This window comes from Bacteroidota bacterium, assembly GCA_034439655.1.
GTDB lineage: Bacteria > Bacteroidota > Bacteroidia > UKL13-3 > UKL13-3 > CANJUD01.
The window spans coordinates 1-18393 of sequence record JAWXAU010000086.1; the positions used below are offsets into that span (position 1 = coordinate 1).

An 18393-nucleotide genomic window follows, 5' to 3' on the forward strand; every position below is an offset into this window, starting at 1 on the left:
GCCTTTGCAAACCCTCACACAGTAAACGGAATCATATTGGTTAATGGAGCGACCCCAACAGATTCGATATGGAAGAATGGAACTCAAGGAACCTCAGATCATTCTGCTGAGTTTTTGGTAAGCAGCTTCTCTGGAGGTGGTGGCGGTGGTGGAGGCGGTGGCGGTGCAGGCTCTGCACCATTGCCTGTGACCCTGCTCAATTTTATTGCCTACAACAATGGAACCCTTAATAGACTCCAATGGAATACAGCAAGTGAATTCAACAATACTGGGTTTGATATTATGAGAAGTACCGATGGCGTGAATTATAGTAAGATAGGATGGATAGAAGGCGGAATCAATAGCACACAGCTTCGCAATTATATATATGATGACAAAAATATATCTCCCAATACGAAATATTATTACCACTTAATTCAGATTGATATAAATGGCAGCGGTACAAATTCAGAGACAAGGGTGATTGCACCTTCTACTGACCTTTCTGTCCATACTTCTGTTTTCCCAAATCCTTTCAATAGCGAGTTAAACATCATTTTATCCTCAAACAATATATCAGAAAACACAATGGTGGAGATCACCGATATATGCGGCAGAATTATATATAATGAAAAGGTTTCTTTGAAGAATGGCACTGCTTATATAAATATGCCAACAGCTCATCTAGCAGCAGGAATATACTTGCTTACCCTCACCACTAACCATGAAGTTCAAACATTGAAATTGGTGAAAGAATAGAGATATTGGGAGGCATCCAATAATTATGAAACAAAAAGATTACATAATGTAACATTTCAAACTATGCAAAGCACTTACTTTGCGGTGCATGAAAACTAAAAAAGCGGCGGCAATCATCATACTCAGCTATTTTTCACTAAAGGCATCCGCACAATTCAAAAAAGAAAACTTCAATTTCCATTACCAGACTACAGTTGTAACACAGAAGAATTTCAAATCGAAGAAGCCTTTAATTAATCCCTATTCATATACTTTCGGCACTAAAGACGAGGTTGCTACCACACTTACCACTTCGGGTTTCTCAGGATGGCGGATTGCCAATAATACCGAAATTTATTTTAATACCGAAATTGCTGCCGGCACAGGACTTAACCTAGCACGTGGCCTTGGTGGCTTCGTGAACGGCGAATCTTTTAGGGTTAGTAATCCAGCTCCTGCGTTTTATATCGCAAGAGTTTATTTGAATCACTATTTTCCACTTACTGCAGAAAGAGAAAATTTGAATGATGGCATCAATCAAGTAAAAGGCAGCAGACCACAAAAATATATCAGGGTATTGGCAGGCAAATTAGCAATGACCGATTTTTTTGACAACAATACTTATAGCCATGACTCTCGTACACAGTTTTTCAATTGGGCATTGATGAGCAGCGGAGCTTGGGATTACCCAGCTAATACAAGAGGATATACTGTTGGTGCAATGATAGAATATAGAAATACACCCAAAAATGTAGCATATAGATTTGCTTGGTCATTACCGCCCAGCACTGCCAACGGCCACAAGCTCGATTATAATATACAACAGGCCATGTGTTATACAGGTGAAGTGGAACGTAAATTTTCATTGTTCAAAAAAGATATAACAATTCGTGCACTTGCATTTGTAAATAGGGCAATGATGGGTGTATATACCGATGCCACTCCTATCATATCGCAAACTCCGCCTTATATAATATTGCAGCACAATAACTATCATATAAAATATGGCTACTCCATTAATTCAGAAATTAAATTGAATGATTGGTCAGGCGTATTTATGCGAGCAGGATATAATGATGGCAAAACCGAGACTTGGGTATTTACAGAAATTGATGGCTCTGTGAGTTTGGGCTATGCCGCAAATGGAAAAAAATGGAAACGCAAAGATGATTATTGTGGGATTGCTGTTTTGGCAAACACACTTTCGCACGAGCATCAAAATTATCTTAAAGCAGGCGGTTATGGTTTTATGCTAGGTGATGGTTCGCTTAATTATGCACCCGAAATGATTGCAGAAATATATTATAATTTTGCCTTATTCAATGGCCCCATCTTCGTCTCCCCAAACTATCAAATTATTATAAATGCAGGATATAATAAAGATAATCATGCCCCTAATCATGTAATTGGGGCAAGAGTGCATGTGCGGTTTTGAGGATATTTATAATAAAGAACCTCTGTGAACCTCTGTGAAAAAAAATCTAACCACCGTGTTTCACAGAGTAAAAACAAACAGAGTTTCACTAAGTTTTAGTGTATTGTATTAACCTCTGTGCCAACCACTGTGTTCCTCTATGGTAAAAAAATCTAACCACAGTTCGCCCGCAGCGAAACATAGAGTTTTTATTTTGTGTATTGTATTAACCTCTGTGATTCGCCGAGGCGAACCGTGCCAACCTCTGTGTTCCTCTGTGGTAAAAAAATCTAACCACACTTCGCTGGCAGCGAAACACAGCGTAAAAACGCACAGTTCGCCTCTGTGGTAAAAATAATTTGTTATCAGTGGTTAAAATGTATCTTTATTTATGCTACAAAAACCCCGTTCCATTTCTGAAACAGGGTTTAAACTAATTAGAATAATACAAAAGATTATATTAAGCCGCAGGTTTCAAATGGGCTGCGGGGCGTAGTGGCATAATATGATAGTCTTGTTGAGCCAATTCTTCCAGATGGTTGAAGGCCATCAGCATTTTTTCAAAGATATCATTTTTGCTGAATGTATTCATCAAACTATAATAGTATCTGTCAGCTTCATTGTCATTGAGTGGGTGCCAATGTTGGTCTCTGAGTTCAGCTACCAAACTATTTGGTTGTGCAATTTCTTGATTTTCGAAATCGACACATATACAAGCGGTATCATTTTGCAATAAATAGTTTTCGCCTTTTTCAATGAATATTACTTTGTCTTTGGCTGCATATACGGGTAGCATACTTTCTTTCAAACTATTGAACTGAACACTGTCGGCAAAGTCGAGATATTCTTGTATATAATTGAGGTCGAATTTCTCCAAACGGTTCAGCATCATCTGGCGGGCATCGCCACTGCTATAGCCAGCAAGAGCCACATTCTTTAATATATAAGAATCTTTGCTGCAAGTGCGTAATTCGTTTAATATATTTTGTGCAGAGTCGGCATTTTTAAGGAATACTTGATTATATACAAACTCATTATAAGAGTGCCGACCAATGCCCAAATCGGCAAGTACATCTTCGGCACGATAACCATATAATAATGCTTCATCCAAGTAGCTCACATCCGAACGCAAATATTCATTCAAATAACTTTTATATTCTTTATCGAGGCGGGCCATTAATAAATGCACCTCGTCTTCGCCCATTAAGTATACTTCTTCCCAAGGCAGCAAATCCAAATTGGGACCGCTGGTGGGCAAGTGATAACGGCGTATAATACGCTCGCTGAGGATGATTGATTCCTCAAATAGTTCAATACTGTGTAAGTCCGTCATACGGTCAAACTGGATTCCTTCGCGGGCAAATAATTCTTTCAAAACATTGCAATAGCGGGTAATTAAATCAAATGTAGTAGTCATATTAGTTATTATTATTTGGTTGGTTGATGATGCAAAGGTGCAGTGCATTTTTGACAACTTGTGTCGTAGATTTGCCCCATGCTCCCACAACAAAAAATTCTTCGTGTATTCAAGTTAATCAGTCACTTAAAATCGGACAGTCGCAAAACAGTAAGCGAACTTGCCAAGCTGATGGAAACCACCGACCGCAGTATTTACAGGTACTTCGAGCTTTTAGACGAAATAGGTTTTGCTATTGATAAAGATTTTGAAAACCGTTTCTTTATACAAATGTGGGACGAGCATGATAATCCAGTACAGGAATTTTCGCTCGACGAATCGAAACTATTGAGTGATATGCTCAAGTCGACCAAGCATCCCTTGAAAAATTCTTTGCTCGAAAAAATACATACACGAGGCGAACTGCCAGGCATGGCAAAAAATATTGTAAAAGCAAAATCAGCAAAGATTATATCAACGCTTACCAAAGCAATGGAGCTACACAAACAAGTTATATTAAAGAAATATCATTCAGCCCGCTCCAATACCCTCACCGATCGCTTGGTAGAGCCTGTTTGCTTTACCGATAACTATATGAATATTGCAGCCTTCGAACCTGCCAATAAAGACAACCGTCACTTTAAAATCGACCGCATTGGCGAAGTAGAATTGAGTGATAAACTATGGAAACACGAAGCCAAACATCAAAAGCCCGAAGTAGATTTATTTGGCATGGGTGGCAATAAAGAAACCGATGTTCTAATAACGATGGGGCATAAAGCTTATTTATTATTTATAGAAGAAATTCCCAATGGCAAAAACTATATAACTAAAAAAGGGAATAATTATATATTACAATGCAAAATATATGATACCAAAGGTATTGTTCGTTTCTTGGCTGGCGTGGTGGATGATATTATAGATGTGGACCCTGCGGTGTTAAAGAAAGCGTTGTGCAAGCATTTGGATGCAGGAGCTGCTAGAATGGTTAATGGTTAATTATAAATGGTTAATGTGATACGGCTGATTTTGTTAAAGAATTTAGTAGGTGGCGTCAGCAACATTAATCACGCCGCAGCGGGAACCATTTATAATTAACAACTATCCCTAAGTTCTTCCAAAAAACGCCTCACTCCTTTCAACTTCTCTATCACGTCTATTTGGTCAGGTGCTTTTCTCAAAACTTTTAAATGTTGCTTGGCTCCTTCAATCGTGAGCCCTTGTTCTTTCAGCAAATGTTTAATTTGTATAATAGTTTGTAAATCTTGATGGGTATAATATATTGTGCCCTTTGCATTTTTTTGAGGTTTGACTTGGGGGAATTCCTTGGTCCAATGTCTGATTGTAGAAACTGGCAATTCAGTAGCAGCAGTCACTTGAGCAATTCTATATAATTTCTTTTCTTCCTCCATATAAGGGTTCAAATGTATGATATTATTGGATAATAAAATAGTTAAATGAGATCCCTCCTACCGTCGGGAGGACAAACTCTAGAAATCTAATCGTTAGCTCCAAATACTTTATACTTTATACTTTATACCATATACTATAAATTTGCGGTATTGAAAAAGATTACCCTCGATACCGTATATGATTATGATTTCGACTTGTTCGGTATATCAATATCTGCAAAAGGATATATGTTTGCAGCGGCTATTAACAAGCATCTGAATATACAGTTAAAACGCGTGGAGGACTTAGAGGTGAGGCATCCCAGGCAAAAAGAATTTGATGCATATCTGGTATATCATTTTCAGGATTTAGATTTAGAACTTGATTTTTATTTGATCGGAAATAAAAGCAAGCAAGCATTAATTCCGCACTTAAAACCTATAGATTATTTTTGGATGATTAAAGGAGATTATAAAATCAAAGATCCCATACTCTATACAAATTTGTTCAAAGAAATTAAAGGCGTGAATCTCGCTTATCCAATTAAAGTAGAACCTAAAACTGCGTTTGTGAATTTGTTGTTTTAATTTGCGTCCCGTCATCCTGAGCTAACTTCCAGCGAAGAATCTGTTGGGTTCGGAGACGTTACAAAACAGATTCTTCGCCCGAAGCGGGTCCGATAGCAATCGGACTCAGAATGACGTATCCCAGACTAACTATTCAACACACCCCAAATCTTATCCTTCAACTGCTCGATACCTTTTCCTGCAACTGATGATATAAAAATACAATCAACGCCTTTGGGCAAATTCGACTTCATTTGTTCTTGCATTTCATCGTCTATCATATCACATTTGGTAATAGCCAATAATCTCGGTTTATCTAATAATTCAGGATTGAACTGCGTGAGTTCATTCTCCAAAATCTCATATTCTTTTATAATATCATTCGTATCGCAAGGCACCATAAATAATAATAAAGAATTGCGTTCTATATGTCTCAAAAAACGATGACCCAATCCTTTGCCTTCGTGAGCACCTTCTATAATCCCAGGAATATCGGCCATAATAAATGAACGATAATCTCTGTATTGTACGATCCCTAATTGTGGAGTAAGTGTCGTAAACGGATAATCCGCAATCTCAGGTTTGGCAGCACTTACCACAGATAGTAAAGTAGATTTTCCTGCATTCGGAAATCCGACCAAACCAACATCAGCCAATACTTTTAATTCTAATATATTCCAAACTTCTTGACCATCTTCTCCAGGTTGTGCAAAACGCGGTGTTTGCCGCGTCGGACTTTTAAAATGATCATTTCCCAATCCTCCACGACCACCTTTTAATAATATTTTTTCTTGCCCGTGATCTGTAATCTCTAAAATAAATTCTCCGGTCTCGGCATCACGTGCTACTGTTCCTAAGGGAACATCCAAATATTCATCTTTCCCTTCTGCTCCTGATTTTTTACCACTACCACCTGGTCCACCATCAGGTGCTATAATATGTTTGCGATATTTGAGATGCAGCAATGTCCAAAAATTACTATTGCCACGAAGTATGATATGCCCTCCACGACCTCCATCGCCTCCATCAGGCCCGCCCATCGCAGTAATTTTATCGCGGAGCAAATAAGAACTTCCTGCACCACCTTTACCTGTGCGGCAACATATTTTTACGTAATCTACGAAGTTATTATCAGCCAAAATATTTATGATTTAATGTGGTAGGATTTAATGATTTCAGTAGTCAGTAATTAGTGGTCAGTAGTCAGTGCTCCGCCTCGGCGGACGGCGTCATCTAACTGTTTACTGACTACTGCTTACTATTACTGTCTACTGTTTACTGTCCGCTATCTACTGTCTACTGCCCACTGTCTACTGTCTACTATTTACTACCCGCCGCGGCGGGCTGCCCACTAATAGCATCACACAAAGCATCGAATATATCCTCTACACTTCCAACGCCATTAATACCTTTAAATTTTCCTTGTGCACTATAATGATCTTTTACGGGAGCGGTTTCGTTATTATAGACATTGATGCGATTTTGAATAATTTCAGGATTTTGATCATCCGCACGACCACTGTCTTTGCCACGAAGTAACAAACGTTTTCTTAGTTCCACTTCTTCCACTTCAAGTGCTAACATTAATGTAATGGAGCAACCTAGTATTTCCAGAAATTCATCCAAGTTCTCAGCTTGAAATTTATTCCTCGGGAAACCATCGAATATATAACCTTTGGCTTCCGGTGTTTTGGCTACTTCAGCTTCTACCATACCAATGGTAACTTCATCAGGAACTAATTTTCCTTGGTCCATATAACTTTTTGCAAGCGTTCCTAATTCGGTGCTCCCTTTGATATTTGCCCTAAAAATATCGCCTGTTGAAAGATGTACAAGACCATACTTTTCAATGAGTTTAACTGATTGGGTACCTTTGCCTGCACCCGGAGGGCCAAATAAAACTATGTTAAGCATGTAATTTTTTTTAGAGGTGCAAAAATAGGCTATTGTGGCGGTGGAATAAAAAATTGTTTTTGAGAAATAAGACTGTGATAATTCAAGAATAAAACCCAATACCTTCGTAGCGAAACTTGTATGAGATTATAAAATATGAGATTCCAAATTTACATGGCTGCTTTTAGGTAACCCTGAAATGAAGAACATACAATGAACACAATACAGGAGAATAAAAAATCGGACAATAACTTGCATATAGTGCTGGCTTTGTATTTATCCTCTCTGTCATACTGTATTTCATCATTATCCGCAACGATTTGGATGCCAATGACACTCACAGTGGACAAGGGGTAGTACCAGGAATGGGTGCTTTAGTCACTTTAATCTTACTTGTATTTTATATAGTATTTCTGATTATTTAAATTGTCCTCTTTTTCAAAATAAGAAAACGTCATGAAATCTCTATACTTAACTTTTTTATAGCACTTCCACTAATTATAGTAGTACCGATATGCATAAAAATGGGAGGGCTACCCTATAGATAATTTAATACTATTTTGATAGGCCTCCTTATATCTAATTTATCAATATATTTGGCGAGCAAATACAAAAAGGATAAAATAGTGAGTTTTGCATTTTTATTTGTATTTGTATTGATCTTCTTAGTTGCCGCTCTATACTTATATAATAGAACCAGTAAAAATAAGTACTGGTGGGATAATGGTAAAGAAATAATATATTCTCCTAGCGGGCAGAAAATTTTAGAGGCTGAAGATAAAAAAGAAGGAGAATACTTTGGTTCTATTACAAAATGGAACTACGAAGGAAAATTAGAAAGCTTTAGAAGGTACCCCCATGGCTCAAAACAAAAACCTGATAGTGCTGTAAATTTTGAATGGGACATAATGCGTACTATGAGATACACCTTTGATAGTGTAGGGCATACTTTCGAGCGGGAAAACAATTATGACTACAATCCATACAAAGGCCTTTTTTTATACACAACGTTTTTAATAGATAGAACCACAAAACATTATTCAGAGAAATGGTGGTATCCCGAAACGAGAACTCTAAAAAGCAATATTTATACTTTCGATAGCGTTGGGAATACTTACAGAAGATATATATATTATAAAAAAGAAAATAAAGTATCTAGTATGATTACTAACATATATAAGCTAGAATATTTTGATAAGTCCTCTGATGATTTATATTAAATGATGCCACTATTTTTTTTAGCTTCTACTATATATTCGAGTTTGAAAAAGCGTAAACAATAATGTAATTTTAAAAACATGTATGTCTCTTTCCACTAATTTCGCACCACCAATTATCATGAAAAATATCCTCATAGCCAATCGTGGCGAAATAGCCCTACGCGTGATGCGTGCCTGCAAAGAGATGGGCATTAAAACAGTAGCCGTATATAGTGAAGCCGATGCAAATGCACTTCACACACTTTATGCTGATGAAGCCTTTTGCATAGGCCCTCCTCCTTTCAACCAAGGACTGTGCACCGCTGGTGTCCCCACTAACAGATATTAAAACTTGAATAATCTAATCCGCCGCGGCTGAGTTAATCCTTGTTCTTAAATAAAAACATTGTCCACGGGTGGTGCCCTAACTAACCAAATCATTTAAATAAAAACATTATAAAAATGAAACGTTTTCTATTTTCTATATCACTTTTATTACTTTTATTTTCTTGTAAGCAAAAAGCTAACAAAATAAACTCCGCATTCTACTATTGGAAAACTGTATATGATTTAGATTCCACTGATGTAAAAAATCTTAAAAACAATCATTTCAATATATTATATCTCCGTTTGTTTGATGTGGATTGGGATGGTGTAAAAAATACCCCTATGCCCAAGGCTACACTACAGTTCAATAGCGACCCCGACACAGGTTTGCAAATTGTTCCTGTTATATATATTACGCAAACATGTTTAAAGAAATTGAGTTTAGATTCTGTTAAAATTTTGGGTGGATTAATTGCCCAAAAAGCGAACGCAATTTGTAAAGTATTCCATATCAACTATAATCAAATACAAATAGATGCTGATTGGACTGAAAGTACGAAGGACAAGTATTTTGCTTTGCTTACGGAAGTAAAAAAAGCACAAGAAGGTAAAAGAATATTAAGTTGTACCATTCGTTTGCACCAAATCAAATTCCCTGAGAAAACAGGTGTGCCGCCCATTGACCGTGGCATGCTGATGTTTTACAATATGGGTGAACTGAGTCAGATTAATGAGGAGAATTCTATATATAATGAAAAAACAGCAACACAATATACCGACCATATAGACCGTTATAAATTACCTTTGGATATGGCCTTGCCGCATTTTAGTTGGGGCATATTATATAGGGGCAAAAAAGTAGCGGCCATACTGAACGGATTGAAAAAAGAAAACCTCGACAATCCATTTTTTATGAAACAGGAAAATAATTGGTATACCGTAAAAGCCTCTACCACATGGGGCAGCAACGATTTGCATGCAGGCGATAGAATAAGATTGGAAACTGCCGACGAAAACACTTGCAAAGATGCTTGGGCTTTCCTTAAATTGCACCAAAAATCAGATTCGTTTACGCTTACCTTTTTCGATTTGAAACCCAAAACCAATGAAAAAACATTTCAAGACTTATATCATATTGCTCATAGCAGCGATTAGTCTGGGTACTTATCAGTATATTAAATCATGCGGTGGGGGTTGGTATGACCCCGATGGAGATGCACATAATTTGGTGAGTCAGGAACTGATTGGTGAAACGCCCTATCAACCCTATCTATTCACTGCCAACTCTTATTTGTATGGTGGCAATGAACCCAATATTGATGGAGGAATTAATGCCCAAGAATGGTCGAATTACTTGGGAGTTAAAATTACTACTTCTGACCTTACTTTTTTCACGGACCGTTTATTCAATATGGAAAATGCGGTATCCTATTTTGAGACAAAGAAATTTGCAAAGCACGATGAGAAACGACAATATTATTATGATAATGATGATTCAGATATATTATCGAACAAAATATATAAATTGATTCTGAAAAATAGAGATAAGAAAACATTATATTATTTGAACAATTTACGAGCCATTGAGGTTGCTTTGGCTCAAGATTATTGGGACAATAGACCAATAGATTCACACAAACTCGATTCCCTATATTATGTAATTAAAACAAAAACATTGAAACAAAAATTACCCGATTATTTAAAATGTAGGTATACTTTTTTGTTGTGCAAACTCGCATTTTATACGCACAGGTTTGAGCGGTTTTATCCTGCTTATGAAAGTTTGAAGAAGCTTACCAATAAAACTATTTTGCTAAGTTGGTGCAGAGGCTATAATGCAGGCTTTATGCGTATGCGAGGGTCTATGGACAGTGCATCTTATGAGTATTCTAGAATATTTGTGGAGTGCCCTGAGATTATGCAAACTGCTTTCAAAAGTTTTTATTGGTGTAAAGGGAAACATGGAAGTTATGAGGCTTATTCATTTGGCTATAATGAATCTGAAAGTAATAATAAAAATGTTGCATTTGAAAACTATAATGATTTTGCAAGTGTAGAAAAATTATTTAAAACCCCACAAGAACGTGCCAATTATTTTGGCTTATATATCAACCGTTCCTATATACCTGCATGTACTGATTTTTTGGAAGAGATTATAAAGAATGACCCAGCAAACGAATGGGTAGATGTAAACTTAATGCGTGGAATTGCACAACTCGAGTTTTATAATTCCGGGAATTATATTGATACAAGTTTGAGTAATGAATTAGTACAGTATAAAATTTTTGTGAGCAAACATGCCTATCATAAATCACTGAAACGCCCATGGCTATGGTTATTGGGAGCTGGTTATTTATCATACTTATCTGGTGACTTTGAGCAATCGTTGAAGTATTATAAAGAAGCAGAAAAGTTAAATGCACGCGATAGTTTATTTCAAAATCAAATCAAATTATTGATACCATTAGCCTATATAAAATCAAAAAAACAAATTACAGAAAAAGAAGAAGCCGACGCACTCGCTTATTTGAATAATTTAAATCAGGTTCCAAAGAACTTGCATACTGATGATATAAGAGATGAATTACTGAATATGCTTACTGACAAGTATACCAAGCAAAACCAACCAGCCAAAGCAATGGGCATTAAAAATATATATTATAATTCAGAAAATTTACTGAGCCAACCCCGTAATTTGAATATTGATTCTATTATAAATTTTATTGAAAAGCCCAGTACTAAACCGTATGACAATATATGTAAATTATTGAATAAATATACGGTTTCTCAACTCCGCCTTGTAAAGGGAAGTATCTTGGTGGGGCAATACAAATGGAAGGAAGCCTTGAAAGAACTAGAAATGGCAAACGATGAAAAAAAATATTCTGCAAGTGAAGACCCATTCAAGAATATTGATTTACCACTTCATGACTATAATGCTCATGGTTCAGGAACATCGAGAATTGACTTTTGTAAAACGATGATGGCACTTGAGCAAAAAATTAAAAGCTCGCAAGCAAACGAAAAAGAAGTACTCAAATATGCAAATGGATTGTATAATATCAGTTATTGGGGTAATTGCACTTCATTAACAGAGTATGGTTTTGTGAGTAATTTTCAGTCTTATAGTAATTCAAAATATGAGAATATCACTAACACGATGACAAACTTGTATGTATATCCTATGTTCGATTGTGAAACTGCTAAAAAATATTACTTGAGGGCTGCCTACAAATCTACTAATAGAGAGTTTCAAGCACAATGTTTTTTCTTTGCTGCTATATGCGAATTGAATGATTATTATATTAGTGACCACTATAATGAAGGAAATAGTTGGGATTTTAAAATTAATTTATATAGTAGTAATTTTAAAATCATGAAACAAAATTATAAAGACACAAAATATTATCAAGATGCATTGAAAACTTGCAGCTATATAGATGAATTTGACAAATTGCCCTAATGGACAAAGTGAGTATAAAAAAGGCCACCATCACCGATTTGGAAAGCATTGCACAATGTCATGTACTATCTTTCCCGAATACCTTAGGTGGTAAATTGGGAATAGAATTTATGATGAATGCTTTGAAGCCTTTTGTTATCGACTCCAATAAATATTTATTGTTTGCTGATGCTGCAGGAATTTGTGCTGGATATGTAAACGCTAATATGCGAGACGGCACTCCGGGGTCGGTAAGTACCATGATACAAAGTGGACTAAAAAGTGGCATTAACATCGTCTTGTTTAAAAAACCGTGGTTGCTTTTTCATCCAGAAATATTTTCGAAGTATAAGGTGATTGCAAAAAATATATTGTCTAAAAAAGCACCCGCACGACAAGTAGTGGACGATGTTCCAACCATTGGTTTACCTGGTATGTGTGTGCATCCAAAATTTAGAGGAAAGGGTTTGGCAAAAGAACTTATGTTGGCAGCCGAAAATGAAGCCATTCATTTGGGCTATAAAAAATTACGGTGTACTGTAGCAGTAGCCAATCCTGTTGCATGGAAGAATCATGAAAAAATTGGTTTCAAAATCGTTGAAGAAATTAAAGGAAATTACAAAATGGAAAAATATATTTAAATTAATTTGCAAAAAATGCGAATATCTATATTTAATTCGTAAGTTCTTTTGCCATCACCTATTAAAATAAAAAAATATGAAAAAAATTCTTCGCAATGGGGAACCAAATTCCCTAAAAAAATATACATTCTTATTGTGCTTTATGCTGCAAGGACTGATGATATTTGCACAACAAAACCTTCGAGGTACTATAATAGACCGCGAGAGCAAACAACCGCTGCAAGGTGTTTCTATTCAATTAATTTCTGAGTCGTTAACCGGCTACGAAAATACTACAGACGCTGCGGGGAATTTCACTATCATGAATATCCCCGTTGGGCGTTATAACTTTAATATTACCTTAAAAGGATACCGCACCGAGTATTTGCAGAACATCATCATAAACCAAGGTAAAGAAACCATATTAAATATAGAGCTTGACCAACAAGGGGAAGAATTAAAGCAAGCTTCAGTTACTTCAAAAAAAGGCAAAGGACAAGTATCGAACGAAATGAGTTTGGTTAGTTCACGACAGTTTACGGTGGACGAGACGGATAGATTTGCTGGCAGCAGAGGAGACCCCGCACGTATGGCAAGTAATTTTGCTGGAGTGCAAGGTGCAGATGATTCAAGAAATGATATAGTAGTAAGAGGAAATTCTCCACAAGGAGTTTTATGGAGAGTGGAAGGTGTTGATATACCCAATCCCAATCACTTTGCAATACCAGGAACTACAGGTGGTCCCGTGTCGATGATTAACAATAAAATATTGTCGAATAGTGATTTTTATACCGGTGCATTCCCTGCTGAATATGGTAATAGCACTGCGGGTGTTTTTGATTTAAAATTACGAAATGGAAATAATAAACGCCATGAACGTAGCACACAGTTTGGATTTTTGGGTTGGGATTTAATGATGGAAGGACCACTCAGTAAAAAATCAAAAGCATCGTATTTGGTTACCTATCGTTATTCAACTTTAGCTCTGTTTAGCAAACTAAATATTAAACTCGGAACCGATGCTGTCCCTATATATCAAGATGCATCTTTCAAATTAAATTTCCCGTTAAAAAATAATAAAGGGTCATTCTCTGTTTTTGGAATCACAGGCACAAGTGCAATTGATATAAATATTAGCAAAAAGAAATATAGTGCAACCGACGACCTATACGGACAGGACGATAGAGACCAGCAGTTCAGTAGCAAAGCATTTTTTGGCGGAGTGAATTTTTTATATTCGATTAATAAAAAAAGCTATCTAAAAGTTACCTCTATTTTTACTACACAATCTCAAATTACTACACATGAACTAGTATATAGACATGTGGATTCGACCGATGTAAATAACAAGAAATATGCATTAGATTCTATCACACCAAACTTAGGTTATACCTTCAATCAAAAAACAATCAATACACATATATTATATAATGCAAGACTTACACGCAAAACAACTTTTAGAGCTGGACTTATCTTAAATACGAATATTGCACATTATATTGATAGTGCTACAAATTTTGATACCAGTTCTGCTAACTTTGGAAAATGGTCTACTCGTTGGAACACCCAAAGTGATGTCTCTAATCTCTTGCAACTCTATGCTCAGGTAAAACATAATTTCAATTCTAAATTATCAGGAACTTTAGGTTTACATGCACAATATTTTACTTTAGGTAAAGCATCAAGTTTGTTTGAACCAAGGTTAGGACTTAAGTATTTGCTCAATAATAGAAGTTCACTGAGCTTCGGCATGGGTGTTCATAGCCAAATTCAACCGCTATACACCTATTATTATATATTACCCGGAAATACTACCCCACATAATTTGAATATGGGATTAACTAAAAGCAATCATTATGTACTATCATACGATCTACGTGTAAGTAAATCAACTCGTTTCAAATTTGAAACCTATTACCAACAATTATATAATATCCCTGTAGAAGTAAAATCGAGTTCATTCTCTTTGGTGAATACGGGTTCAGCATTCTCTAGATTTTTTCCAGGCAAATTACAAAATATGGGCACTGGTTGTAATTATGGAGTGGAGTTTACTTTAGAAAAATCATTTACCAGAGGTTATTATTACATTACCACGCTTTCATTGTTTGATGCTAAATATAAAGGCAGCGATGGTGTTTTGCGTAGTAGCGACTTCAATACCAATTCAGCTTTTAATGCTTTATTGGCAAAAGAATGGTTGTTTAATACCAAAGGAAAAAACAAACATTCATTAAATGTTGGGGGTAAATTTACCTATGCAGGAGCTCGTCGTTTTTCACCTATCGATTTAGCAGAATCTATCAAACAAAGGGAATATGTAGAACTTGATTCACTTAAGAATACCAAGCGTTTCGATAAACCTTATATACGTTTCGATTTGAGAATATCTTATAAGATTAATTCAAAACATTTAACACATGAATTTGCCATCGATATTATAAACCTTTTCAATTATAAAAATGTATTGAAATATACTTACGTGCCGAATTCTCCTTATGAAAAGGTGGATTATCAGTTAGGACGCTTACCTTTGTTCTATTATAAACTAGATTTTTAATTTGGAACAATCACAAAAAATACAGGCCAACCGTTTGAATCACCTGAAACAAATGGTTGGCCTTTTTGATTTAAGTAAACCACTTGATTTATTTATTAAAGAATATTTTCAACAGCACAAAAACTTTGGCTCACGCGATCGCAGGTTTTATCGAAATATTGTATATAATTATTTCCGCCTGGCCAATTTGAAACTGGATGAGAATATAAATTACCATTTGGCTGCAACCATTAGTGGCGATAACGAATTTGCAGATTATATGGGAACGCTCACTTTGCTTGAGTTTCCGCCCAATTTGGATATTGAAAACTATCTAAATATTACAGGCAAAAAAGCGGAAGATATATATCCTTTTGCAAAAAATATAAGCGAGCAAATAGATATTAAAAACTGGGTCAATAATTTCTTTAATAAAACAAGGGTTTGGGTAAGGGTGGAGAAGGGGAATATCAATAATGTGGTAGCGTATTTGAATAACAACAATATCCCATTTGCCAATGAAAAAGCAAATACTTTTAGTTTCGATACCAATGTAGATGTGAAAGATATTGCTGCAAAAACCAGTTCCACTATTATAGTGCAAGACCTCAGCTCACAACTTGCTGCAGGCGATATACAATTGAAGGAGGATAGTAAAGTATGGGATTGTTGTGCAGGTTCGGGTGGTAAAAGTTTGATGTTGCATAGCAGATATCCTACGGCGAATTTTTTTGTGAGTGATATTCGCACCAATATTTTGGATAATTTGCGAAGACGTTTTCAGTCATCGGGTATAAAAGATTATGCTTGGAATGTGGTTGATTTATTATCTTTAAACAAACAGCCCATTACATTTAATACACTTAATTTAGATCATAGACCCGCAATTGCAATCAATAGTTTCGATACTATAATAGTGGATGCACCTTGCAGTGGTAGCGGTACTTGGAAACGTACACCAGAACAATTAAAACAATTCACCGAGCAATCTTTATCCGATTATGCAAGTAGACAAATTAAGATTTTAGACAATATAATTCCTTATCTAAAAACGAATGGAAAATTGATATATATGACTTGCTCGATATACAAAACCGAAAACGAAGATATCGTTAACCATTTCATCACAGAAAAAAAATTGGTTTTAATCAATTCTCAATATTATAATTGCACCGATAAAGGTGGTGACAGCATATTTAAAGCGGAGCTTCAAATAGTAAGTGATAAGTGGTAAGTAATAAGTAATAAGCAGTAAGGTGTTGTTGCCGCCATTCGTCCCGATAACTAGCGGGAACGCTCAAGGTGGCATCTGCCGAATGGCTCTTACTCCTTATCCCTTGCTTCTAAGAAAAAAAATATATAATTAAAAAATATAAAATAATACTCATGATTCCATCAGTCGACCTAGCCAACTTCATGCATGGAGATGCAGAAGCCAAAAAAAAGTTTGTAAAAGAATTGGGCGAAGCCTATGAAAATATAGGTTTTGTAGCTGTTCGCAACCATTTGTTCAAACCCGAACTTGAAACAAAACTATATAGTGAGGTTCAGCATTTTTTCTCCTTACCGTACGAAACAAAATTAAAATACGAAGACCATCATATTGCAGGTCAGCGTGGCTATACTTCTTTTGGTCGTGAGCATGCAAAAGGCAGCACAGTAGGCGATTTGAAAGAGTTCTGGCATTTTGGTCAGGAGGTTACGGATGGTGATGCTATCATAAATGAATATCCAAAAAATATATGGTGCGATGAACTTCCTGAATTTAATAAAGTAGGAATTGAAGCCTATAAAGCTATGGAAGAAACCGGCAAATATATGTTGCGTGCTATTGCTTTATTTTTGGGATTGGATGAGTTTTATTTCGATGCCAAAATACATAATGGCAATAGTATACTTCGCCCGATACATTATGGTCCAATTGTGGGTGAACCCGCATCTGCGGTGCGTGCAGGGCAGCATGAAGACATTAATTTAATCACTTTGTTAATGGGTGCCTCTGCTGATGGATTGCAAGTATTGAATAAACAAAATGAATGGGTAAGTGTAACTGCTTTGCCCGAACAAATTGTAGTAAATGTAGGCGACATGTTGCAAAGATTAACCAATAACAGATTGAGCAGCACGACACACCGTGTGGTAAATCCACCACGTGAAATGTGGGGCAATTCGCGTTATTCGATTCCTTTCTTTTTACATCCGCGTTCCGAAATGCGTTTGGATTGCTTGCCTGAATGCATAGATGCGGAACACCCGATACAATATGAACCTATCAGTGGTGGTGAATATTTAGATGAAAGGTTGAGAGAGATTGGGTTGAAGAAGTAAGTATATTATTGTAGTAGTTTTTTTAACCACAGAGTCGCACAGAGTAAAAACGCACAGTGTTGCACTGAGTTTTCATACTACTAAAATGTAACCTTTGTGATTCGCCACGGCGAACTTTAACAAACTCTCGTGCCTCGATGGTAAAAAAGAAAATAATAAAATTGAGTTTATATTAGTGTAAATGATGAGCATGTGATATAGCAAGAAACAGGTAAATCGTGAAAAAATATGTATCTAGACAATAGAGCATTGTTATGCATAAAGCTGATAAAACTACCCAAGAAAAATCAATTTCCTTCCTTTTATATATAATTGTATTAAGGCTGAATGTTAGAATCCAGGAAATAATTATTTCAATTACAATTATTCCATTTTGGCCATCCATCCGATACTTCATCCATGTTAGCATTAATAATACCGAAACTCAATATATAATAGTCCAAAAGAAAGGGACTAATTCGCCCGCATCCCGATAATTATCGGGATTAAGCGGGGCTTTCGGGATGTAGTTCGGCATTACCATTCTACAAACCAAATCCGCCACAGGCGGAGAACTATTA

15 protein-coding genes and 1 pseudogene are annotated in these 18393 nt (G+C 36.1%); 12 read left to right on the top strand and 4 right to left on the bottom strand.

The annotated features are described in order from the left end of the window. On the top strand, positions 1-738 hold a 738-nt coding region (locus SGJ10_05420; GenBank protein MDZ4757563.1), incomplete at its 5' end, for a T9SS type A sorting domain-containing protein. A gap of 88 nt (positions 739-826) precedes the next feature. Continuing rightward, a complete protein-coding gene (locus SGJ10_05425) occupies positions 827-2152 on the top strand; it encodes a carbohydrate porin (protein ID MDZ4757564.1) in 1326 nt (441 codons plus the stop codon). A gap of 439 nt (positions 2153-2591) precedes the next feature. On the opposite strand, the gene SGJ10_05430 is transcribed toward SGJ10_05425, so the two are convergent. Next, complete coding sequence (locus tag SGJ10_05430) at positions 2592-3548, bottom strand: hypothetical protein (GenBank protein MDZ4757565.1); 957 nt, start codon at positions 3546-3548, stop codon at positions 2592-2594. 78 nt (positions 3549-3626) lie between these two features. Between SGJ10_05430 and SGJ10_05435 the strand changes: the two genes are divergently transcribed. Further along, on the top strand, positions 3627-4526 hold the full coding sequence (locus SGJ10_05435; GenBank protein MDZ4757566.1) for a WYL domain-containing protein: 900 nt from the start codon (positions 3627-3629) through the stop codon (positions 4524-4526). A gap of 95 nt (positions 4527-4621) precedes the next feature. Here the strand turns inward: SGJ10_05435 and SGJ10_05440 are convergent, their stop codons facing one another. Beyond that, the gene (locus tag SGJ10_05440) at positions 4622-4939 is read right to left on the bottom strand and encodes a MerR family transcriptional regulator (protein MDZ4757567.1); all 318 of its coding nucleotides are present in this window, start codon (positions 4937-4939) and stop codon (positions 4622-4624) included. 150 nt (positions 4940-5089) lie between these two features. On the opposite strand from SGJ10_05440, the gene SGJ10_05445 reads away from it, so the two are divergent. Then, positions 5090-5506 (top strand): IPExxxVDY family protein, encoded by a 417-nt coding sequence (locus SGJ10_05445; GenBank protein MDZ4757568.1) that lies wholly within the window; start codon positions 5090-5092, stop codon positions 5504-5506. A 125-nt stretch (positions 5507-5631) separates the two neighbouring features. Here SGJ10_05445 and obgE read toward each other — a convergent pair whose 3' ends face one another. Next, a complete protein-coding gene (obgE, locus tag SGJ10_05450) occupies positions 5632-6627 on the bottom strand; it encodes a GTPase ObgE (protein ID MDZ4757569.1) in 996 nt (331 codons plus the stop codon). A 178-nt stretch (positions 6628-6805) separates the two neighbouring features. Beyond that, positions 6806-7399 (bottom strand): adenylate kinase, encoded by a 594-nt coding sequence (locus tag SGJ10_05455; protein MDZ4757570.1) that lies wholly within the window; start codon positions 7397-7399, stop codon positions 6806-6808. Between the two features lie 605 nt (positions 7400-8004). Here SGJ10_05455 and SGJ10_05460 point away from each other — a divergent pair. From SGJ10_05460 to SGJ10_05495, 8 genes and pseudogenes are all read left to right on the top strand, one after another. Further along, on the top strand, positions 8005-8598 hold the full coding sequence (locus SGJ10_05460) for a hypothetical protein (GenBank protein ID MDZ4757571.1): 594 nt from the start codon (positions 8005-8007) through the stop codon (positions 8596-8598). A gap of 115 nt (positions 8599-8713) precedes the next feature. Beyond that, positions 8714-8884, top strand: a pseudogene (locus SGJ10_05465) (biotin carboxylase N-terminal domain-containing protein). Positions 8885-9039: 155 nt separating this feature from the next. After that, complete coding sequence (locus SGJ10_05470) at positions 9040-10059, top strand: hypothetical protein (protein ID MDZ4757572.1); 1020 nt, start codon at positions 9040-9042, stop codon at positions 10057-10059. After that, positions 10010-12367: a hypothetical protein gene (locus tag SGJ10_05475; GenBank protein ID MDZ4757573.1), complete on the top strand. Its 2358-nt coding sequence runs from the start codon at positions 10010-10012 to the stop codon at positions 12365-12367. The genes SGJ10_05470 and SGJ10_05475 overlap by 50 nt, the downstream gene beginning before the upstream one ends. Before the next feature lie 8 nt (positions 12368-12375). Next, positions 12376-12987: a GNAT family N-acetyltransferase gene (locus SGJ10_05480; GenBank protein MDZ4757574.1), complete on the top strand. Its 612-nt coding sequence runs from the start codon at positions 12376-12378 to the stop codon at positions 12985-12987. 76 nt (positions 12988-13063) lie between these two features. Beyond that, positions 13064-15526 carry a carboxypeptidase regulatory-like domain-containing protein gene (locus SGJ10_05485; GenBank protein ID MDZ4757575.1) on the top strand — a complete coding sequence of 821 codons (2463 nt, stop codon included), beginning with the start codon at positions 13064-13066 and terminating at the stop codon, positions 15524-15526. A 1-nt stretch (position 15527) separates the two neighbouring features. Then, entirely contained in the window at positions 15528-16739 is a 1212-nt protein-coding gene (locus SGJ10_05490; protein MDZ4757576.1) for a methyltransferase domain-containing protein, read from the top strand. Between the two features lie 152 nt (positions 16740-16891). Then, positions 16892-17833: a 2-oxoglutarate and iron-dependent oxygenase domain-containing protein gene (locus SGJ10_05495; protein ID MDZ4757577.1), complete on the top strand. Its 942-nt coding sequence runs from the start codon at positions 16892-16894 to the stop codon at positions 17831-17833. Positions 17834-18393: the final 560 nt, after the last annotated feature.

Excerpts from the sequence above, each read along its gene's own strand:
- SGJ10_05430 (MDZ4757565.1), bottom strand. The coding sequence starts at position 3,548 with ATGACTACTACATTTGATTTAATTACCCGCTATTGCAATGTTTTGAAA.
- SGJ10_05435 (MDZ4757566.1), top strand. The coding sequence starts at position 3,627 with ATGCTCCCACAACAAAAAATTCTTCGTGTATTCAAGTTAATCAGTCAC.
- SGJ10_05485 (MDZ4757575.1), top strand. The coding sequence starts at position 13,064 with ATGAAAAAAATTCTTCGCAATGGGGAACCAAATTCCCTAAAAAAATAT.
- SGJ10_05425 (MDZ4757564.1), top strand. The coding sequence starts at position 827 with ATGAAAACTAAAAAAGCGGCGGCAATCATCATACTCAGCTATTTTTCA.
- SGJ10_05470 (MDZ4757572.1), top strand. The coding sequence starts at position 9,040 with ATGAAACGTTTTCTATTTTCTATATCACTTTTATTACTTTTATTTTCT.
- SGJ10_05495 (MDZ4757577.1), top strand. The coding sequence starts at position 16,892 with ATGATTCCATCAGTCGACCTAGCCAACTTCATGCATGGAGATGCAGAA.
- SGJ10_05440 (MDZ4757567.1), bottom strand. The coding sequence starts at position 4,939 with ATGGAGGAAGAAAAGAAATTATATAGAATTGCTCAAGTGACTGCTGCT.
- SGJ10_05475 (MDZ4757573.1), top strand. The coding sequence starts at position 10,010 with ATGAAAAAACATTTCAAGACTTATATCATATTGCTCATAGCAGCGATT.
- SGJ10_05455 (MDZ4757570.1), bottom strand. The coding sequence starts at position 7,399 with ATGCTTAACATAGTTTTATTTGGCCCTCCGGGTGCAGGCAAAGGTACC.